16 protein-coding genes and 1 tRNA gene are annotated in these 15,087 nt (G+C 68.7%); 7 read left to right on the forward strand and 10 right to left on the reverse strand.

All coding sequences use genetic code 11. The features are described from left to right. Positions 1-11 precede the first annotated feature (11 nt). Positions 12-608 carry a bacterial proteasome activator family protein gene (locus ACZ6DT_RS04560; protein WP_465588503.1) on the reverse strand — a complete coding sequence of 199 codons (597 nt, stop codon included), beginning with the start codon at positions 606-608 and terminating at the stop codon, positions 12-14. A 134-nt stretch (positions 609-742) separates the two neighbouring features. On the opposite strand from ACZ6DT_RS04560, the gene ACZ6DT_RS04565 reads away from it, so the two are divergent. Continuing rightward, complete coding sequence (locus ACZ6DT_RS04565; protein WP_465588505.1) at positions 743-1,942, forward strand: cysteine desulfurase-like protein; 1,200 nt, start codon at positions 743-745, stop codon at positions 1,940-1,942. A 52-nt stretch (positions 1,943-1,994) separates the two neighbouring features. On the opposite strand, the gene ACZ6DT_RS04570 is transcribed toward ACZ6DT_RS04565, so the two are convergent. Continuing rightward, positions 1,995-2,972, reverse strand: coding sequence for an NAD(P)H-quinone oxidoreductase (locus ACZ6DT_RS04570; protein WP_465588508.1), 978 nt, complete (start codon positions 2,970-2,972; stop codon positions 1,995-1,997). An 80-nt stretch (positions 2,973-3,052) separates the two neighbouring features. On the opposite strand from ACZ6DT_RS04570, the gene ACZ6DT_RS04575 reads away from it, so the two are divergent. Continuing rightward, on the forward strand, positions 3,053-4,594 hold the full coding sequence (locus ACZ6DT_RS04575) for a M28 family metallopeptidase (protein ID WP_465588511.1): 1,542 nt from the start codon (positions 3,053-3,055) through the stop codon (positions 4,592-4,594). Positions 4,595-4,798: 204 nt separating this feature from the next. Here ACZ6DT_RS04575 and ypfJ read toward each other — a convergent pair whose 3' ends face one another. Next, positions 4,799-5,716 carry a KPN_02809 family neutral zinc metallopeptidase gene (gene ypfJ / locus ACZ6DT_RS04580; protein ID WP_465588513.1) on the reverse strand — a complete coding sequence of 306 codons (918 nt, stop codon included), beginning with the start codon at positions 5,714-5,716 and terminating at the stop codon, positions 4,799-4,801. 537 nt (positions 5,717-6,253) lie between these two features. Here ypfJ and ACZ6DT_RS04585 point away from each other — a divergent pair. Continuing rightward, positions 6,254-6,757: a MarR family winged helix-turn-helix transcriptional regulator gene (locus tag ACZ6DT_RS04585; RefSeq protein ID WP_465588516.1), complete on the forward strand. Its 504-nt coding sequence runs from the start codon at positions 6,254-6,256 to the stop codon at positions 6,755-6,757. Here the strand turns inward: ACZ6DT_RS04585 and ACZ6DT_RS04590 are convergent. Continuing rightward, positions 6,747-7,889, reverse strand: a complete 1,143-nt coding sequence (locus ACZ6DT_RS04590) for an RNA polymerase sigma factor (protein WP_465588519.1) — start codon at positions 7,887-7,889, stop codon at positions 6,747-6,749. The genes ACZ6DT_RS04585 and ACZ6DT_RS04590 overlap by 11 nt on opposite strands. Before the next feature lie 8 nt (positions 7,890-7,897). Beyond that, positions 7,898-8,305, reverse strand: coding sequence for a YciI family protein (locus ACZ6DT_RS04595; protein WP_465588521.1), 408 nt, complete (start codon positions 8,303-8,305; stop codon positions 7,898-7,900). Between the two features lie 417 nt (positions 8,306-8,722). Between ACZ6DT_RS04595 and ACZ6DT_RS04600 the strand changes: the two genes are divergently transcribed. Then, positions 8,723-10,351 carry an RICIN domain-containing protein gene (locus ACZ6DT_RS04600; RefSeq protein ID WP_465588524.1) on the forward strand — a complete coding sequence of 543 codons (1,629 nt, stop codon included), beginning with the start codon at positions 8,723-8,725 and terminating at the stop codon, positions 10,349-10,351. Positions 10,352-10,436: 85 nt separating this feature from the next. Here ACZ6DT_RS04600 and ACZ6DT_RS04605 read toward each other — a convergent pair. The 3 genes from ACZ6DT_RS04605 to ACZ6DT_RS04615 form a co-directional block, all read right to left on the reverse strand. Continuing rightward, positions 10,437-10,525, reverse strand: a tRNA-Ser gene (locus ACZ6DT_RS04605). 106 nt (positions 10,526-10,631) lie between these two features. Continuing rightward, entirely contained in the window at positions 10,632-10,994 is a 363-nt protein-coding gene (locus ACZ6DT_RS04610) for a DUF4190 domain-containing protein (protein ID WP_465588527.1), read from the reverse strand. Between the two features lie 23 nt (positions 10,995-11,017). Next, positions 11,018-11,305 carry a DUF2277 domain-containing protein gene (locus tag ACZ6DT_RS04615; protein ID WP_465588529.1) on the reverse strand — a complete coding sequence of 96 codons (288 nt, stop codon included), beginning with the start codon at positions 11,303-11,305 and terminating at the stop codon, positions 11,018-11,020. A 113-nt stretch (positions 11,306-11,418) separates the two neighbouring features. Here ACZ6DT_RS04615 and ACZ6DT_RS04620 point away from each other — a divergent pair, with 113 nt between their 5' ends. After that, positions 11,419-12,363: an Ldh family oxidoreductase gene (locus ACZ6DT_RS04620; protein WP_465588532.1), complete on the forward strand. Its 945-nt coding sequence runs from the start codon at positions 11,419-11,421 to the stop codon at positions 12,361-12,363. Here the strand turns inward: ACZ6DT_RS04620 and ACZ6DT_RS04625 are convergent. Beyond that, positions 12,360-12,578, reverse strand: coding sequence for an RNA-binding S4 domain-containing protein (locus ACZ6DT_RS04625; RefSeq protein ID WP_378343770.1), 219 nt, complete (start codon positions 12,576-12,578; stop codon positions 12,360-12,362). The genes ACZ6DT_RS04620 and ACZ6DT_RS04625 overlap by 4 nt on opposite strands. Before the next feature lie 7 nt (positions 12,579-12,585). Next, positions 12,586-13,338 carry a trypsin-like serine peptidase gene (locus tag ACZ6DT_RS04630; protein ID WP_465588535.1) on the reverse strand — a complete coding sequence of 251 codons (753 nt, stop codon included), beginning with the start codon at positions 13,336-13,338 and terminating at the stop codon, positions 12,586-12,588. A 145-nt stretch (positions 13,339-13,483) separates the two neighbouring features. On the opposite strand from ACZ6DT_RS04630, the gene ACZ6DT_RS04635 reads away from it, so the two are divergent. Both ACZ6DT_RS04635 and ACZ6DT_RS04640 read left to right on the forward strand, forming a co-directional pair. After that, positions 13,484-14,308 carry an SDR family NAD(P)-dependent oxidoreductase gene (locus tag ACZ6DT_RS04635; protein ID WP_465588538.1) on the forward strand — a complete coding sequence of 275 codons (825 nt, stop codon included), beginning with the start codon at positions 13,484-13,486 and terminating at the stop codon, positions 14,306-14,308. A 138-nt stretch (positions 14,309-14,446) separates the two neighbouring features. Continuing rightward, positions 14,447-15,085 (forward strand): hypothetical protein, encoded by a 639-nt coding sequence (locus ACZ6DT_RS04640; RefSeq protein ID WP_465588541.1) that lies wholly within the window; start codon positions 14,447-14,449, stop codon positions 15,083-15,085. Positions 15,086-15,087: the final 2 nt, after the last annotated feature.

Below are 15,087 nucleotides of genomic sequence, written 5' to 3' on the forward strand. Positions count from 1 at the left end.
TTCATGGCGCGTCAGAGGTATTGACCGGGCCCGTGCGTCTCGCCGCCGGCCCCGTGTCCGCCCAGGGCACCGCCCGCGGAAGGACCGGCCGGAAGCCCGCGCCGCATCTGCTCCAGCTGCACCCGCGCGGCCATCTGCTGCGCGAACAGCGCGGTCTGGATGCCGCTGAACAGCCCTTCCAGCCAGCCGACCAGCTGGGCCTGCGCGATCCGCAGCTCGGCATCGGACGGCGTCGAGTCCTCGGTGAACGGCCGCACCAGCCGCTCCAGCTCGTCCTGCAGCTCCGGCGCCAGCGCCTGTTCCAGCTCGCGGATCGAGGTCTGGTGGATCTCGCGCACGCGCGTGCGGCTCGCGTCGTCCAGCGGTGCGGCGCGGACCTCCTCCAGCAGCTGTTTGATCATCGTGCCGATGCGCATCACCTTGGCGGGTTCTTCGACGAGGTCGCCGAGCGACTCCTGCTCGCCCTCGCCCTGTTCACCGGCGGAGGCGACGCGCGCGGTGCCGACCGGAGTGCCGTCGGGCCCGACGACCACCACGTGGGGCGAGGAGTCTCCGCCGTCACCGGGGATGTTCGATTCGCGGGAAACTGGGTCGGTCATGTGCTCCATCCTGGCTTACGTCGGGCGCGAAGCGCAGTGTGGTTTTCGGCGCCGTCTCCGAGCGTAGCGGGAATCGTCGCACCCCGTGTTCGGGCACCCAACCCCGGGTAAAGCGCCGAACCGCACGTCCGTACGGTGTCCCCATGGCGTTCGACGTCGCTCGTATCCGTGGGTTGTTTCCCGCGCTGGGTGACGGCTGGATTCACTTCGACGGCGCCGCCGGAATGCTCGTACCCGAACAGGTCGCTTCGGCCGTATCAACGGCCATGCGCGCTCCGGTGTCCGGGCCGGGCGGCGCGTTTCCGGCCTCCCAGCGCGCGGAAAGTATCGTCACGGCCGCTCGCCGGGCGGTCGCCGACCTGGTCGGCGCCGATCCGGCCGGAGTCGTGCTCGGGCCCAACGCGCCCGACCTCATCCGCCGTCTCGTCGACGCGATGGCCGATCGCTGGACGATCGGCGACGAGGTCGTCGTGTCCCGGCTCGACGAAGAGGCCAACCTCGCGCCGTGGCGCCGCGCGGCGAAACGGGTCGGCGCGGTCGTGCGCTGGGGCGAGATCGACATCGAGACCTGCGAGCTGCCCGCGTGGCAGTACGAGAACCTCGTCTCCGCGCGCACCAAGGTCGTCGCGGTCACGCTGGCGTCCGGTTCGGTCGGCACCCGCCCCGACGTCCCGACGGTGATCGAGTTCGCCAAACGCGTCGGCGCGCTGGTCGTCGTCGACGCGACGTACGCGGCGCCGTTCGTGCCGCTGGACCTCAACGCGCTCGGCGCCGACGTGATGGTGGTTTCGGCGCAAGCCTGGGGTGGGCCTTCGGTGGGGGCGCTGGTGTTCCGCGATCCCGAACTGCTCGAACGCCTGCCGTCGGTCTCGCTCGACCCGGCCGCACGCGGTCCGGCCCGGATGGAACTCGGGCCGCACGCGTATCCGTTGCTGGCCGGATTGATCGCGTCGATCGACTACCTGGCCGGATTGGACGACGCGGCGATGGGCTCGCGGCGCGAGAAGCTGGTGACGTCGCTGGGTTCGGCGAAGTCATACCACGCGGGACTTCTGGCGCAGGTGTCCACCGATCTGCGGTCGCTGCGGCACGTCATGGTCATCGGCGACGCCATGCGCCGGATCCCCGCGCTGGCCTTCGCCGTGGCGGGAAAGAAGGCGCCCGAGGTCGCCGAATACCTGGCGTCCCAGGGGCTCTGCGCCTTCGCCGACGACGGTACGAGCGGTGTCTTCGGGTCGCTCGGTGCCGCCGAAGTCGGCGGTGCCGTCCGCATCGGTCTCGCGCATTACTCGAACGTCTTCGAGGTCAATCAGCTCGTCCGGGTGCTGGACGAAATCCGCTAGCCCGGGCTCCCGCCCCGCCGCCACCCTCGACGGACAGGCTGCGCCCGACTCGTCAGGACTTGGCGGCGAGCAAAACCTTGCCGAAGACCGTGCCCTCCTCCAAAGCGCGGTGCGCGGACGCGGCCTCCGCCATCGGGAGGACCTGGCCCACGATCGGCTTCACCGAACCCTGCTCCACCAACGGCCACAGCCGTTCGCGGACGTCGGCGACGATCGCCGCCTTCTGCTCCAGCGGCCGCGATCGCAGCCCGGCGGCGTACACGCTGACGCGTTTGCCCAGCAGCTTGCCGATGTTCAGCTCGCCCTTGACCCCGCCCTGCATACCGATGATTACGAGCCGACCGTCCATGGCCAGCGCGTCGACGTTACGGTCGAGGTACTTGGCACCCATGTTGTCGAGGATGACGTTCGCGCCGCCGGTCTCGGCGCGCAGGACCTCGACGAAATCCTGTTCCTTGTAGTCGATCGCGATGTCGGCGCCGAGCTGGCGGCAGCTCTCCAGCCGGTCTTCCGAACCCGCGGTCACCGCGACCGTCGCGCCGAGTGCCTTGGCGACCTGGATCGCGTGCGTGCCGATGCCGCCCGCTCCGCCGTGGACGAGCAGGACCTCGCCTTCGGACAGCTTGGCGTGCATCACCACATTCGCCCATACCGTGCACGCGACTTCGGGCAGTCCGGCTGCCGCGAGCAATTCGACCTCGGCGGGAAGCGGGAGCAGTTGTCCGGCCGGGACGGCGACCTTTTCCCCATAGCCGCCACCGGCGAGCAAAGCACAAACTTCGTCGCCGATTCGCCATCCCTCGACACCTTCGCCGATTTCGGCGATCGTGCCCGAACATTCGAGCCCGAGAATTTCGCTCGCACCCGGCGGGGGAGGATAGTTGCCCTGGCGTTGCAGCAGGTCAGCACGGTTGACGGCGCTGGCGGCGACCTCGAGGACGACTTCGCCCGCACCCGCTACCGGATCGGGGACCTCGGTCCATTCGAGAACATCGGGATCGCCGGGCTCACGGATGGTGATCGCGTACATACAAACGACCTTATCCCGGTGTCGTAAAGTCCGCCGAACGTCGGTTGACCTGTGGCGCGAACCACATCAGGGTGACGCTCATGTCATATTCGCGAAGAAGCATCGTTCCCTCGATCGTGGTGGCGGCCACCGCCGCGCTCACGGTCGGAATGGCTCCCGCTGCGACGGCCACGACCGGGCCCGACGGCCCCGCGCTGGCCAAGCAGCTCGTCAAGAAGGTCGACGTCGGCAACGTCAACCGGCACCTGATCGCGCTGCAGCGGATCTCGGACGCGAACGGCGGCCGCCGCGCCGCCAGCACCGAAGGGCACAAGAAGTCCGCGGAATACGTCGCCACGAAGCTGGAGCAGGCGGGCTTCACGGTCACGCGGCAGGAGTTCCCGTTCACCTACGCGGAGACCCTCGCGGAGGAGCTGACGGTCGCGGGCGCCGACGTCCCGATCATCATCATGTCCTACAGCCCCTCGACGCCGGCGGGCGGAATCACCGCCCCGCTCGCCGTGGTCCCGGTCGACGACACCAGCGGCTGTGAGGCCGCGGACTACGCCGGTGGGGTCACCGGCAAGATCGCGCTGATCCAGCGCGGTGGCTGTTCCTTCGCGCAGAAGCAGGCGACCGCCGCCGAGGCGGGCGCCGTCGGCGCGATCGTCTACAACAACGTCCCGGGCCCGGTCAACGGCACCCTGGGCGACCCGGCCGCGGGCAAGATCCCGACCGGCGGCATCACCCAGGCCGACGGCCAGGCACTCGCCGGCAAGGCCGGCGCCTCGGTCACCCTCGACCTGCGTGCCTTGCAGGAGGAGCGGACCAGCTACAACGTCCTCGCCGAGACCAAGACCGGGCGCAAGGACAACGTCGTGATGCTCGGCGCCCACCTCGACAGCGTCACCGAGGGCCCCGGCATCAACGACAACGGCACCGGTTCCGCCGCGCTGCTGGAGACCGCGTTGCAGCTGGGCAGCAAGCCCAAGGCCAACAACGCCGTCCGCTTCGGCTGGTGGAGCGCCGAGGAGTTCGGGCTCGTCGGCTCGACCCACTACGTCAACTCGCTGAGCTTCGAAGAGCAGCTCAACGTCGCGCTGTACTACAACTACGACATGATCGGCTCGCCGAACGCGGCGTACTTCGCCTACGACGGTGACAACTCCGACGGTGACGGCGCGGGCGCGGGCCCGTACGGTTCCGCACAGCTCGAGAAGACCCTCGTGGACTACCTCCAGCAGGGCAAGGGTGTCCCGGTCGAAGGCACGGACTTCACCGGTCGTTCCGACTACGGCCAGTTCATCGCGGTCGGCATCCCGGCCGGTGGCCTGTTCACCGGCGCCGAAGGCGTGAAGACCGCCGCACAGGCCGCGAAGTGGGGCGGCAGCGCCAACGTTCCCTACGACAAGTGCTACCACCAGGCCTGCGACAACCTCGGCAACGTCGACCGCGTCGCGCTCGAGCGCAACTCGGACGCCGTCGCCTGGGCGCTGGGCGTGTACGCGACCAGCACCGCGAACATCAACGGTGTTTCGGGTGCCTCGGCCGCGAAGGCGAAGGCCCTTCGCGCGGCGGAGCGGTCCCAGCAGCGGAGCATGACGGCTTCCGTCCACGCTGACGACCACCACGTCGCCGCGTAGTAGCTCTCTCAAGTGCTAGGAACGGACCGTTCCTTGCAAAATTTGCAAGGAACGGTCCGTTCCTAGCATCGCTGGAGGCGTTACTCAGGTGCTCGGACAGCGGGAGACCGGTGCTCCCAAGGTGTCATCGGTGTCATTGGTGAGGCTCGACGTCCCCATGCCACAGCGGGCGCAGCCGAACGCACCGAGCGCGTACTAAGGAGCTCAGCCCAGGCTGTTGGTCGCGAAGGTGTCGCACCGCGCCGGCTGGCCGGTCTCGAAGCCGGTGGTGAACCACTTCTCCCGCTGCGCCGAAGTGCCGTGGCTGAACTGCGACTCGTCGACCCGGCCGCCGCCGAGTTTGGACTGGATGTAGTCGTCGCCGATCCGCGAAGCGGTGTCCAGCGCGGAGGTGATGTCCTGCTGGCTGATCTCGGTGAGCAACGGCCGCCCCGTCTCGGTCGGTGTGGTCGTGGCGTGGTTCGCCCAGACGCCGGCGTAGCAGTCGGCCTGGAGTTCGAGCCGCACCGAACCCGACGTCGGCCCGCTTCCGGTGCCCTTTTTGGACACTCCGGTGAGGTTCTGCACGTGGTGGCCGTATTCGTGGGCCAGCACGTACGCCTCCGCGAACGGCCCGCCCTGCGCGCCGAACCGGGTGCGAAGTTCGTTGAAGAAGCCGAGATCGATGTAGACCTCGGAGTCACCTGGGCAGTAGAACGGCCCGACGTCCGAAGTCGCGCTGCCGCAGGGCGTGTTCACGCCACCGTTGAAGAAGTTGGTGACGGCCTTGCGATACGTCGACCCGGACCGCTGGAACTCCTGCCCCCAGTAGTCCTGGATCGAGTTGATGGTGGCGACGATCGCGCAGTCGTGGTCGCGGTTCGCGTCCGCACCGGTCTTGCACTGCTGCGACAGCGACGTGTTGTCCACCTGCTGTCCGGAGCCAAGGCCGCCGAGGCCGCCGACCGAGGACGGGTCCATGCTCACGCCGCCGAACTGGGACATGAGGAAGTAGATGACGAGGCCGACCACGCCGAGCCCGCCGCCGCCGAGCGCCACCCGGCCGCCGATACCACCGCCGCCACTGCCGCGCAGGTCCTCGACTTCGGAGGTGTCCAGGCCCGCGCCTTCGTCGAATCGCACGGGGAAAGCGTAACCGGAAGAGCCCGGATATGCCTGGGTGCGGCCACGCAACGCGGCCGCACCCAGAACTACCGAGGTTGTCTTGTTACTGATCGCCGGTTGGCCGCGATCACCGGGCCGGCGCTGGGCACTGCCGAGGCGGTCGAAGAGGCCGCGAACCCGAAGCAGGCCGGAGTGACGCCGAATGCGCGAGAATTATCGTGCGCATCTGAGATGCCCGCGCTCATCGCTGTTCGCAGTCGCGACCGACCCGGTTCCTTCCGTTCCGGTCGCGGGGACACAGCAGGCGGTCAACCGCGAGGATCACCCGCCATACCACCACCTGACCCTTCCCGGCTGGGGAGCGAGTCCGGCGATCGTCCGTGGAGATCGCCCGTTACCTGCCCGACCATCCGCTGACAAGAAGAATGCGCCTTTTCGCGCCGAGTCTCAACCTTTTCGTGACCCTCCTTCGGGCGAATGTCCGCCGGATCTTTCACCGACCGAAAGTGACCGGCGGGTATGCGCCTTGTGCGATCAACGCTCTACGCTGCGTGGATGGCGGTGGAGCAGAAGGAAGTGCGCTGGCTGTCCGAGTCGGAGATGGTCGCTTGGCGCTCGTACATCGTCGCCACCATGCGCCTGCGGCAGCGCCTGCATCGTGAACTCTCGGAGCGTCACGACGTCACACTCGCCGACTACGAGGTCCTGGTCTGCCTTTCGCTCCAGCCCGACCACCGGATGCGGATGACGGAGCTGGCGAGCATGCTCGGCTCGACCAAGAGCAGGCTGTCGCACCAGATGGTCCGGCTGGAGGCCGAGGGGCTCATCCGCCGCACCCGTGACCCGGCGGACAAACGCGGCGTCGTCGCGGAGATGACCGGCCACGGCGCGGAACTGCTGGATGGTGCCGCGCCGACACACGTCGAGGGCGTCCGGGAGCACTTGATAGACCTGCTGAGCCCCGAAGAGCAGCAGGTGCTGGGGCGGGCTTTCGGGCGGGTGCTGGAGCACCTGTCGGAGATCGACGGTCTCCCGCGGCTGCCGCCGGTCACCTCTTGAGGGCGTTGAGCCGCGCGGCTTGACGCGTCAGGTGGGCGTGCTCGGCCAGGTTGGCCGCCTTTTCGGCGGCCTCGCTGTACAGCCGCGCCGCCGTCGCCAGGTCACCGTCGCGCTCGTGGAGGTACGCCGCCACCGCTGTGTACCGGGGCAATGAGTCGTCCAGTTCCGCCAGCGCGGCCAGGCCCGCGCGCGGTCCGTCCGCCTCGCCGACGGCCACCGCGCGGTTGAGCCGGACGACCGGGCTGCCGGTCAGCCGCGCGAGTTCGTCGTACCACTCGACGATCTGCACCCAGTCGGTCTCCTCGGCGGCGAGCGCGTCGGCGTGGAGTGCCGCGATGGCGGCCTGCGCCTGGAATTCGCCCAGCCTGTCGCGGGCCAGCGCCGCTTGCAGGATTTCGACGCCCTCGGCGATCAGGCGCGTGTCCCACTTGCCGCGATCCTGTCCGGCGAGCGGCACCAGGTCGCCGCCGGGAGTCGTCCGGGCCGCGCGCCGGGCGTGGTGGAGCAGCATGAGGGCGAGCAGCCCCCGCACTTCGGGATGGTCGATCGAGGCCGAGAGCCGCCGGGTGAGCCGGATGGCTTCGGCGGCGAGGTCGATGTCGCCGGAGTAGCCCTCGTTGAACACCAGGTAGAGCACGCGGAGCACGGTGGCGACGTCACCCGTCTGCTCGAAACGCACCCCGGAGACGGTGCGTTTGGCCCGGCTGATGCGCTGCGCCATGGTCGCCTCGGGCACCAGGTAGGCCTCGGCGATCTGCCGGGTGGTCAGCCCGCCGACGGCACGCAGGGTGAGCGCGACCGCCGAAGACGGCGTCAAGGACGGATGGGCGCACAGGAAGTAGAGCTGCAGCGTGTCGTCCACCGCGGGAGCGGGCCCGGGTTCCGGTTCCTCTTCGACGAGGTCCTCGCGACGGCGACGGGCGGCGTCCGATCGGGTCATGTCGAGGAATTTGCGCCAGGCGACGGTGACGAGCCAGCCCTTCGGGTCCTTCGGCCGGTCACCGGGCCAGACGCGGACGGCTTCGATCAGCGCTTCCTGCACGGCGTCCTCGGCCGCCGCGAAGTCGGCTCCGCGGCGGACGAGGATTCCGAGGACGTTCGGGGTGAGACCGCGAAGCAGAGCCTCGTCCATCTCGGTGTTCACTCCGTGATGACCAGGGGCTCGCCCCACACCGGACGCAGTTCGAGCCATTCGTGGATCGGCTTCCCGCCCGCTCCCGGAGCGGCCGACAGCTCGCCCGCCAGTTCGAGCGCGCGCTCGTAGCTGTCGACGTCGATCATCATCCAACCCGCGATGAGGTCCTTGGTCTCGGCGAAGGGGCCGTCGGTGACCGGTGGCTTGCCTTCGCCGTCGTACCGGACGAACGTGCCTTCGGGAGCCAGGGCCTGTTCCCCGACGAACTCGCCGGTCTCCTGGAGCCGGAGCGCGAAGTCCCGCATGTACTCGATGTGCGCGGTGACCTCGCCCGGCGCCCAGTGGTCCATCGGCACGTCGTTGACCGCCGCCGGAGCGCCGCGGTAGTGCTTGAGCAGCAGATACTTCGCCATGACTGGTTCTCCTCGGTGGTGGCGCGGCCGGGGTTCGGCCGCTTTCATCGCCAGGGACGGAGCCGGGTACGGGTTCTCGACATCGTCGGGAACAGTAATGCTGCCCGATGGCCGGGAATCTTTAGGCGACCACGATGTCATCCGACCTCGTCTCGATTAATCGGAAAAGAAACTGGTCTCAATGGCGTCTGGTGGTCTATACATCCGATCTCTAACCTTCTTATCGCGGCAGATTCCCATCGCGAAAGGAAGAGCCCTTGTCCAAGGCAAAACGGCGATCCGCCGGCCTTCTGGTGACCGCCGGTCTCATCTGCGGCTTGTTCGTGGGTGAGACCGCGGGGGCCGTGGCCTCCGACAACCAGGCGGCACCCGCCGTCAAGGACCACAGCCGGCCGCTGCCGGCCCGGCGCGGCCCCGGTGGCCCCGCTCGCCGCTTCCGTCGCTCAGGCGCAGATCGCCGCCAACCCGGTGGTCTGCGAGGGTGACGGGGTCTCCGGCAAACGCGTCGAGCTGGTTTACGTCCGTGAAGCCGGTCAGCCCGACCGGTACGCGACCGTCGTGCCGTCCCTGCGCGCCTACGCGTCCGGGATCGACGACTCGTTCAACGACAGCGCCGCGGCCACGGGCGCCAGCAGGCATCTCCGGTACGTGACGACCGCGGGCACCGGCTGCCAGGTCGCCGTCGGCAACCTCGTGGTGCCCGACGGCACGTACACCTCCGGGGCGATCCGCGACGCCGCCATCAACGCCGGTTTCCACCACGTGGACCGCGACTACATGCTGTTCTCCGACAATCCCCACACCTGTGCCGGTACGTGGGGCGACAGCGACGATCAACCCGGTCCCGCCAACGCCTTCAACAACGGCAGGCACTACACGGAGATCGCCGTCCCCTGCTGGGGTGTCAACGGCGCGGCCCACGAACTCGGCCACATGCTCGGCGCCGTCCTGCCGGGTGCCCCGCACTACCAGGGCGGCGGGCACTGCTCCCAGGAATGGGACCTGATGTGTTACGGCGACACCCAGTCCTTCGACTGCACGGAGCGCGATTTCGATCGGCTGCTGGACTGCGGCAACGACGACTACTTCAGCACGAATCCCACACCCGGCAGCTGGCTCGCCACCCATTGGAACGTCGCCAACAGCGCCTTCTTGATCAAGAAGGACACCCCGGACAACGACGACGGCCACGCGCGGGGCGGTAAGACGTACGTCATCACCGGCGCCAGTGGCAACGCCATCGACGTCGTGGGTTCGTCGACCGGTGGCCTCGTCGAACTCAGTCACCGGGCCCGCACGGATTCCCAGAGCCAGAAGTGGATCCTGGGCTACAACACCGGTCTGCAACTCGTCAACGCCAACAGCCAGCTGTGCGCGGACAGCGCCCAGAGCGGGACGGCGCCCGGCACGCACATCCTCCAGTACAACTGCGCCGGCCAGAACGGCATGCGGTGGGCGTTCCAGCCGCTCGGCAACGGCCGCGTGGCGATCTTCAACTACCTGACGGGGTACGCGATCACCGAGGGAGGCGCGTATCCGGCGTCTCTCGTCCAGCAGCCCTACACCGGGGCGGCCAACCAGCAGTGGACCCTGAACCCCGTCGCGGACCCCGGTCCGAAGGCGAGCACGAAGTACTACCTCACCGTCGCGACCAACGGCAACAGCGCGGCCGTGGTCGGCGGCTCGTCGTCTTCCGGCGCGAAGATCACCCACGTGGCCAGGCAGAACGACAACGGCCAGAAGTGGAAGCTCACCGACGTGGGTGGCGGATACTGGAGGATCTCCAACGAGCGGAGCGGCCTGTGCCTGCGGCCGGTCTCCGGCAGTACCGCGGACGGCGCGCTCCTCGAACAGACGCACTGCGGCTCGGCGACCAATCAGCAGTGGAAGCTGCTGCGGAGCGCCGACATGCGCTACGGCCTGGTGAACCGGGCGAGCCAGCTGGCGGTGCGGCAGGTGAACGACGGCACGGCTTCGATCCTCGAGCAACGGCCCTTCGTGGGTGGCCGTAGCGACGAGACCGTCTGGGCTCTCGTGCCCGCGTAAACGCGAAGCTTCCCAGGGCTGTGGATTCCTCGGATTCGGTCGGATTCGTCGGATCCATGGACCTGGGGAGCTTTGTCTTCAAGACTGGCGGTAGCGGTGGGATTCGAACCCACGGAGGACAGAGCCCTCGCATGTTTTCAAGACATGTTCCTTCGGCCGCTCGGACACGCTACCGCTGTCGAGGATATCTGACGAGGCTTGGTGGGGATGCTTCGGATCTGATCGAAGCGCAGCTTTCCGTCGAGGGTGGTGGCGGGGCATGGATGGACTGGGCCGTGTCCTAATCGAAGTCCCAGTCGGTCAGGATCCCCACGAAGATGAAGCCCGCCAAGAGGAGCACGATGATCGCGACGCCGATGTAGCCGATGATGATCGCCGCCAGCGCCATACCCTGACCGCCCGCTTCCCCGCGTTTGGCCTTGGAATGCGCGATATGCCCCATGATGACGCCCGCGATCGACGGCAACCCGCTGCACGCGACGAGGCTGGCGATCGACACGACCAGCGCCGCGATCGCCAGACCCTGTTCCTGCGGCGGTTGCGGTGGACCGTAGCCGTGACCCGGCTGCTGGTACGGCTGCCCGTACGGAGGTTGCTGACCGTAGGGCTGCTGTTGACCGTAGGGATCCTGCGGGTATGTCACCCGCTCACCGTAACCGCCGGACTTCAGGAAACTTGACTCTTCGCGTCCTTCGCCGCGATTCGCGCCTGGACTTCGGGACGGCGCAACGGCGGCACCGTCGTCGGCGGCTGACGGCGAGCGGGCAGTTCGGCCAGCAGCCGCCTGGTGATCTCGGTGATCTCGGCGACGGCGGCCTCGAACGGCTCACGGGTGGCGTCGGACAGGCTCTGCACCCCGGACACCTTGCGGACGTATTGGCGGGCGGCGGCCTCGATCTCGTCCGGCGTCGCCGCCGGCTCCAGGCCTCGAAGCGTGGTGATGTTCCGGCACATGCCTCGATCGTACGTCCGCCCACCGACGTTTTCGAGTGCTTCGATCACACAGTCGGTTAGAAGCTGCCCCGGTTCGTTGACGCCGAAAAACGCGTTTGGGCAGTCTCGGCGGAGTGCCCCTCAGACCCCGCTCTCTTCGCCGCCCGCCCGTCGAGCCGATCCCCGAACCGGCCGAGTCCTCCCCGATACCGGAACAGGTCTGGCAGCGCGTCCCGATCGACGCCCTGATCGACCTGGTCACCGAGATCTTCACCGCCCACGATCTGCCGTGGTCGCGCGCCAGGATGGCCGCCGAGGCGGTGTGCCACGGCGACCTCACCGGAACACCGGAGTCCGGTGTCGCCGAACTGGCCCGGCTGCATCTGCCGATGCTGGTCAACGGCATGGTGCGGCCGAGGGCCGAACCGCTGATGATCGCCGACCGCGGTGCCGCCGCCCTGATCGACTACCGCCGCGCGCCGGGGCTGTGGGCCGTCGGCGACGCGATGGACCGCGCGGTGACCCGGGCGGGCCGGTACGGCGTCGGGCTCATGTCGGTCCGCGGCGTCGGGCCGTTCGGCCGCGCCGGGCACCATGCCGCGAGAGCGTTGCCGCACACCATGATCGGGCTCGTCATGGCGGCGGGCGGTGAGCTCGGGAAGGCCGCGAACCCGCTCGGGATGGCCGCCCCCGCGGGCGCGTACCCGGAGTTCGTCCTCGACCTGGACACGCTGACGGACGCTGCCGGCGCCTCGATTTCCGCCTTCGCCCTGCTGGTGGAGATCTTCGCCGGGGTCCTTTCGGGCGTCGGCGACCACGATCACGACACCGGTCTCATGGTGATGGCCATCGCGCCGACGACGCTGCGCAGCGCCGACGGTTTCTACAAGGCCGCGAGCGCGTTGTTCGGCAGCCTGCTGGGCTGGGAGGGCGGCACGCCGGTCCGGTATCCGGGCTGGCGTGAGGCGCAGTACCTCGAACAGTGCCAGGCGCTGGGCGTCCCGCTGAACGAGCCGGTGCACCGCGAGCTCGAAGACCTCGCGCGGGCGTTGCGCCTGGCGCCGTTGCAGGGGCGCTAGGTCAGGACGACGCGGCCGCCTTCGCCGCCGACCTCCACGACGTCGCCGTTCGTCAGCTGACGGCCGCGCCGGACCTCCACCTCGCCGTTGACGGTGACCTCTTCGGCGTCGAGGAGGTCTTTGGCGTGCGAGCCGTCTTCGGCCAGGTTGGCCAGCTTGAGGAACTGGCCGAGGCGGATCGGCTCGCCGGTGATCGGGACGTCGTGGATGCTCATGGGGAGATCATCCCCGTGCGTCCATCTTCCGGTACAAGGTGGCGACGTCGGTGTCGAAGTAGCTGCTGTAGGAGGTGTCCGGATCGTCCCCGCCGTACAGGTAGCCGCCGATCACGCCGACGACGGTGCCGAGTTCGGTCACCGGGTCGCGGCCGACCACCCACGGGCCGCCGCTGGTGCCGGTCGTGAAGCCGGGGCAGCCGACGCGCATCTGGTAGGTGTCGGCCTGGCTGCTGGTGCCGTGGCAGACGAGCGGCGCCTCCCGTTCGTCGGGATACCCGGTCAGCGTGATCGAGTGGGCGAACCCGCCGCCGGTCACGAGGGTGTTGGCGCCGGTGACGCTTTCGAGGGTCTTCGTGTTCCCCGCCTGGTGTGCCGTCGCGAAGCCGACATCCAGGTCCGGATCGGACGAATCGACCCACCCCTCGGGGACCTGCGGGTCGGAGACGTCCCAATAGCCGTACGGCGCGATGCCGTCGTGATAGCCGGGCGCGAACGAGATCCCCGTCGCGTATTCGCCGCCTTCGCCGTCGTGGAGGCAATGCGCCGCCGTGAGCAGGAGGTCGCCGGGGGCACTGTGGACGACGCTGGCCGTGCAGAAATGCGACCCGTCGATGAAGAGCGCGCCGATCGCCGGGCTGGTCCGCGGCGTGGCGGCCACCGTCGCGGCGGTGTCGCCCGCGTCGTTCCCGGCGGGAGCCGAAGCGGCGGAGCAACCGGACAGAACGACACAGAGCACGAACAACAGGGCGCGGCGCATCGCCTTCCTTTCGCTCGTCCACGGCCGTCCGGTCACAGATCACCATAAGCGGTGCACGAACACGGCCCGAATCGATCAACGCACAGCAAGCTCACAGCCGTAGTATGTGTTACCTCCGGTAACAGTCGAGCGGGTTGGAGCGGGTATGAGGTCGTTCACGGACAAGGTCGTGGTGATCACGGGCGCGGGCTCGGGAATCGGCAAGGCACTCGCGATCGAGCTGGCGGGACGAGGGGCCAGGCTGGCGCTTTCCGACGTCGACGCCGTTCGTGCGGCGGGCACCGTCGCGGAGTGCGAGAAGACGGGCGCGACCGCGAAGGCGTACGCGCTCGACGTCGCCGACCGTGACGCCGTCCTCGCGCACGCAGAGGAGGTCGCCGTCGATTTCGGGGGCGCCAACGTCGTGGTGAACAACGCCGGAGTCGCGCTCGGGGCCACGGTCGAGGAAATGACCTGGGAAGACTACGACTGGCTGATGGGGATCAATCTCGGCGGCGTGGTCAACGGTACGAAAGCCTTTCTGCCGCAGGTGATCGCTTCGGGTGACGGGCACATCGTCAACCTTTCGAGTGTGTTCGGCTTCATCGGCGTGCCCACGCAGAGTGCTTACAACGCGGCGAAATTCGCGGTGCGGGGGTTCACCGAGGCGCTGCGGCAGGAAATGCTGATCGCCCGCCATCCGGTCAAGGTCAGCTGTGTGCATCCCGGTGGCATCAAGACGAATATCGCCCGTGACGCGCGGGGCGGCGTCGAGCGGGACATCGACAAGGCCGCCGAGGGATTCGAAAAGATCGCGAGGACGACGCCGGAGAAGGCCGCGCAGACCATCGTGCGTGGTATCGAACGGGGGACGGCGCGCATCCTGATCGGTCCGGACGCGTACGCCATCGACGCGATTCCCCGCGTGTTCGGCTCCTTTTACCAGCGGCCTCTCGCCTTGCTCGGGCGCTGGGGAATGCGGAATCTCTGAGAAAGGGGAAGCCACTGAACGGAGTAACCCTCCGTGGTCCGGACGGCTCGGCATAACTCGATCGGGGTGCGTTACTTACGGCGGCGTCGGAAATGCACCACAATGCTCAAGTTCGTGATTCCCCTTCCGGAGGTCCCCATGCCGCGCGCCGCCCAGCGCCGTCCGTCGACCGGCGCCGCTTTCTCCGCGCCCGTCGAGACCGTTGAACTGCTGGACCGGACCGGGATCATCGCGGCGAGCCTGCCGAAGCGGCGGCGCAGCCCGGAGAACGAGCCCGAGCCCGAGCCGATGCCGGTGCGCCCCCCGGTCTGCGAACCGGTCGTGGACAAGGATCTCCGGCCCAAGGCCGTCGTCATCCACCGTCGCGCCCGGTCCTGGCTGGTCGGCGGAGCGGGGGTGGCGCTGCTCGCGATCGGCTGGTTCGCCGGCACGTTCACCTTCGGGCCCGTCGACGACACCGCCTTGCCCGAGCCGCCGCTGCCCGCCGTGGCGACCCAGCAGCAGCCGCCCGCCGCGCAGCCCGCACCGCAGGCCGCCCCGGTGACCGTTTACGTCCCGGTCACCGTGAAACAGCAGGCGCCCGCGACGAAGAAGAAGCCCGTCAAGGACCAGGTCGTTGCCCTGCCGCCCGCCGAAACCAAGCCGCCGGAGCAGCCGCGCGCCGACCTCGGATCGCGCGACAAGGCCACGGAGGACCTCCGGAGCATGCTGGATCCCGTCGTGGCGAGTTCGCTGGCGATGCAGATGGCACAGGGAATGATCAGTTACGGCCGCTGACC

This window comes from Amycolatopsis sp. NPDC041971 (genome assembly GCF_055588925.1).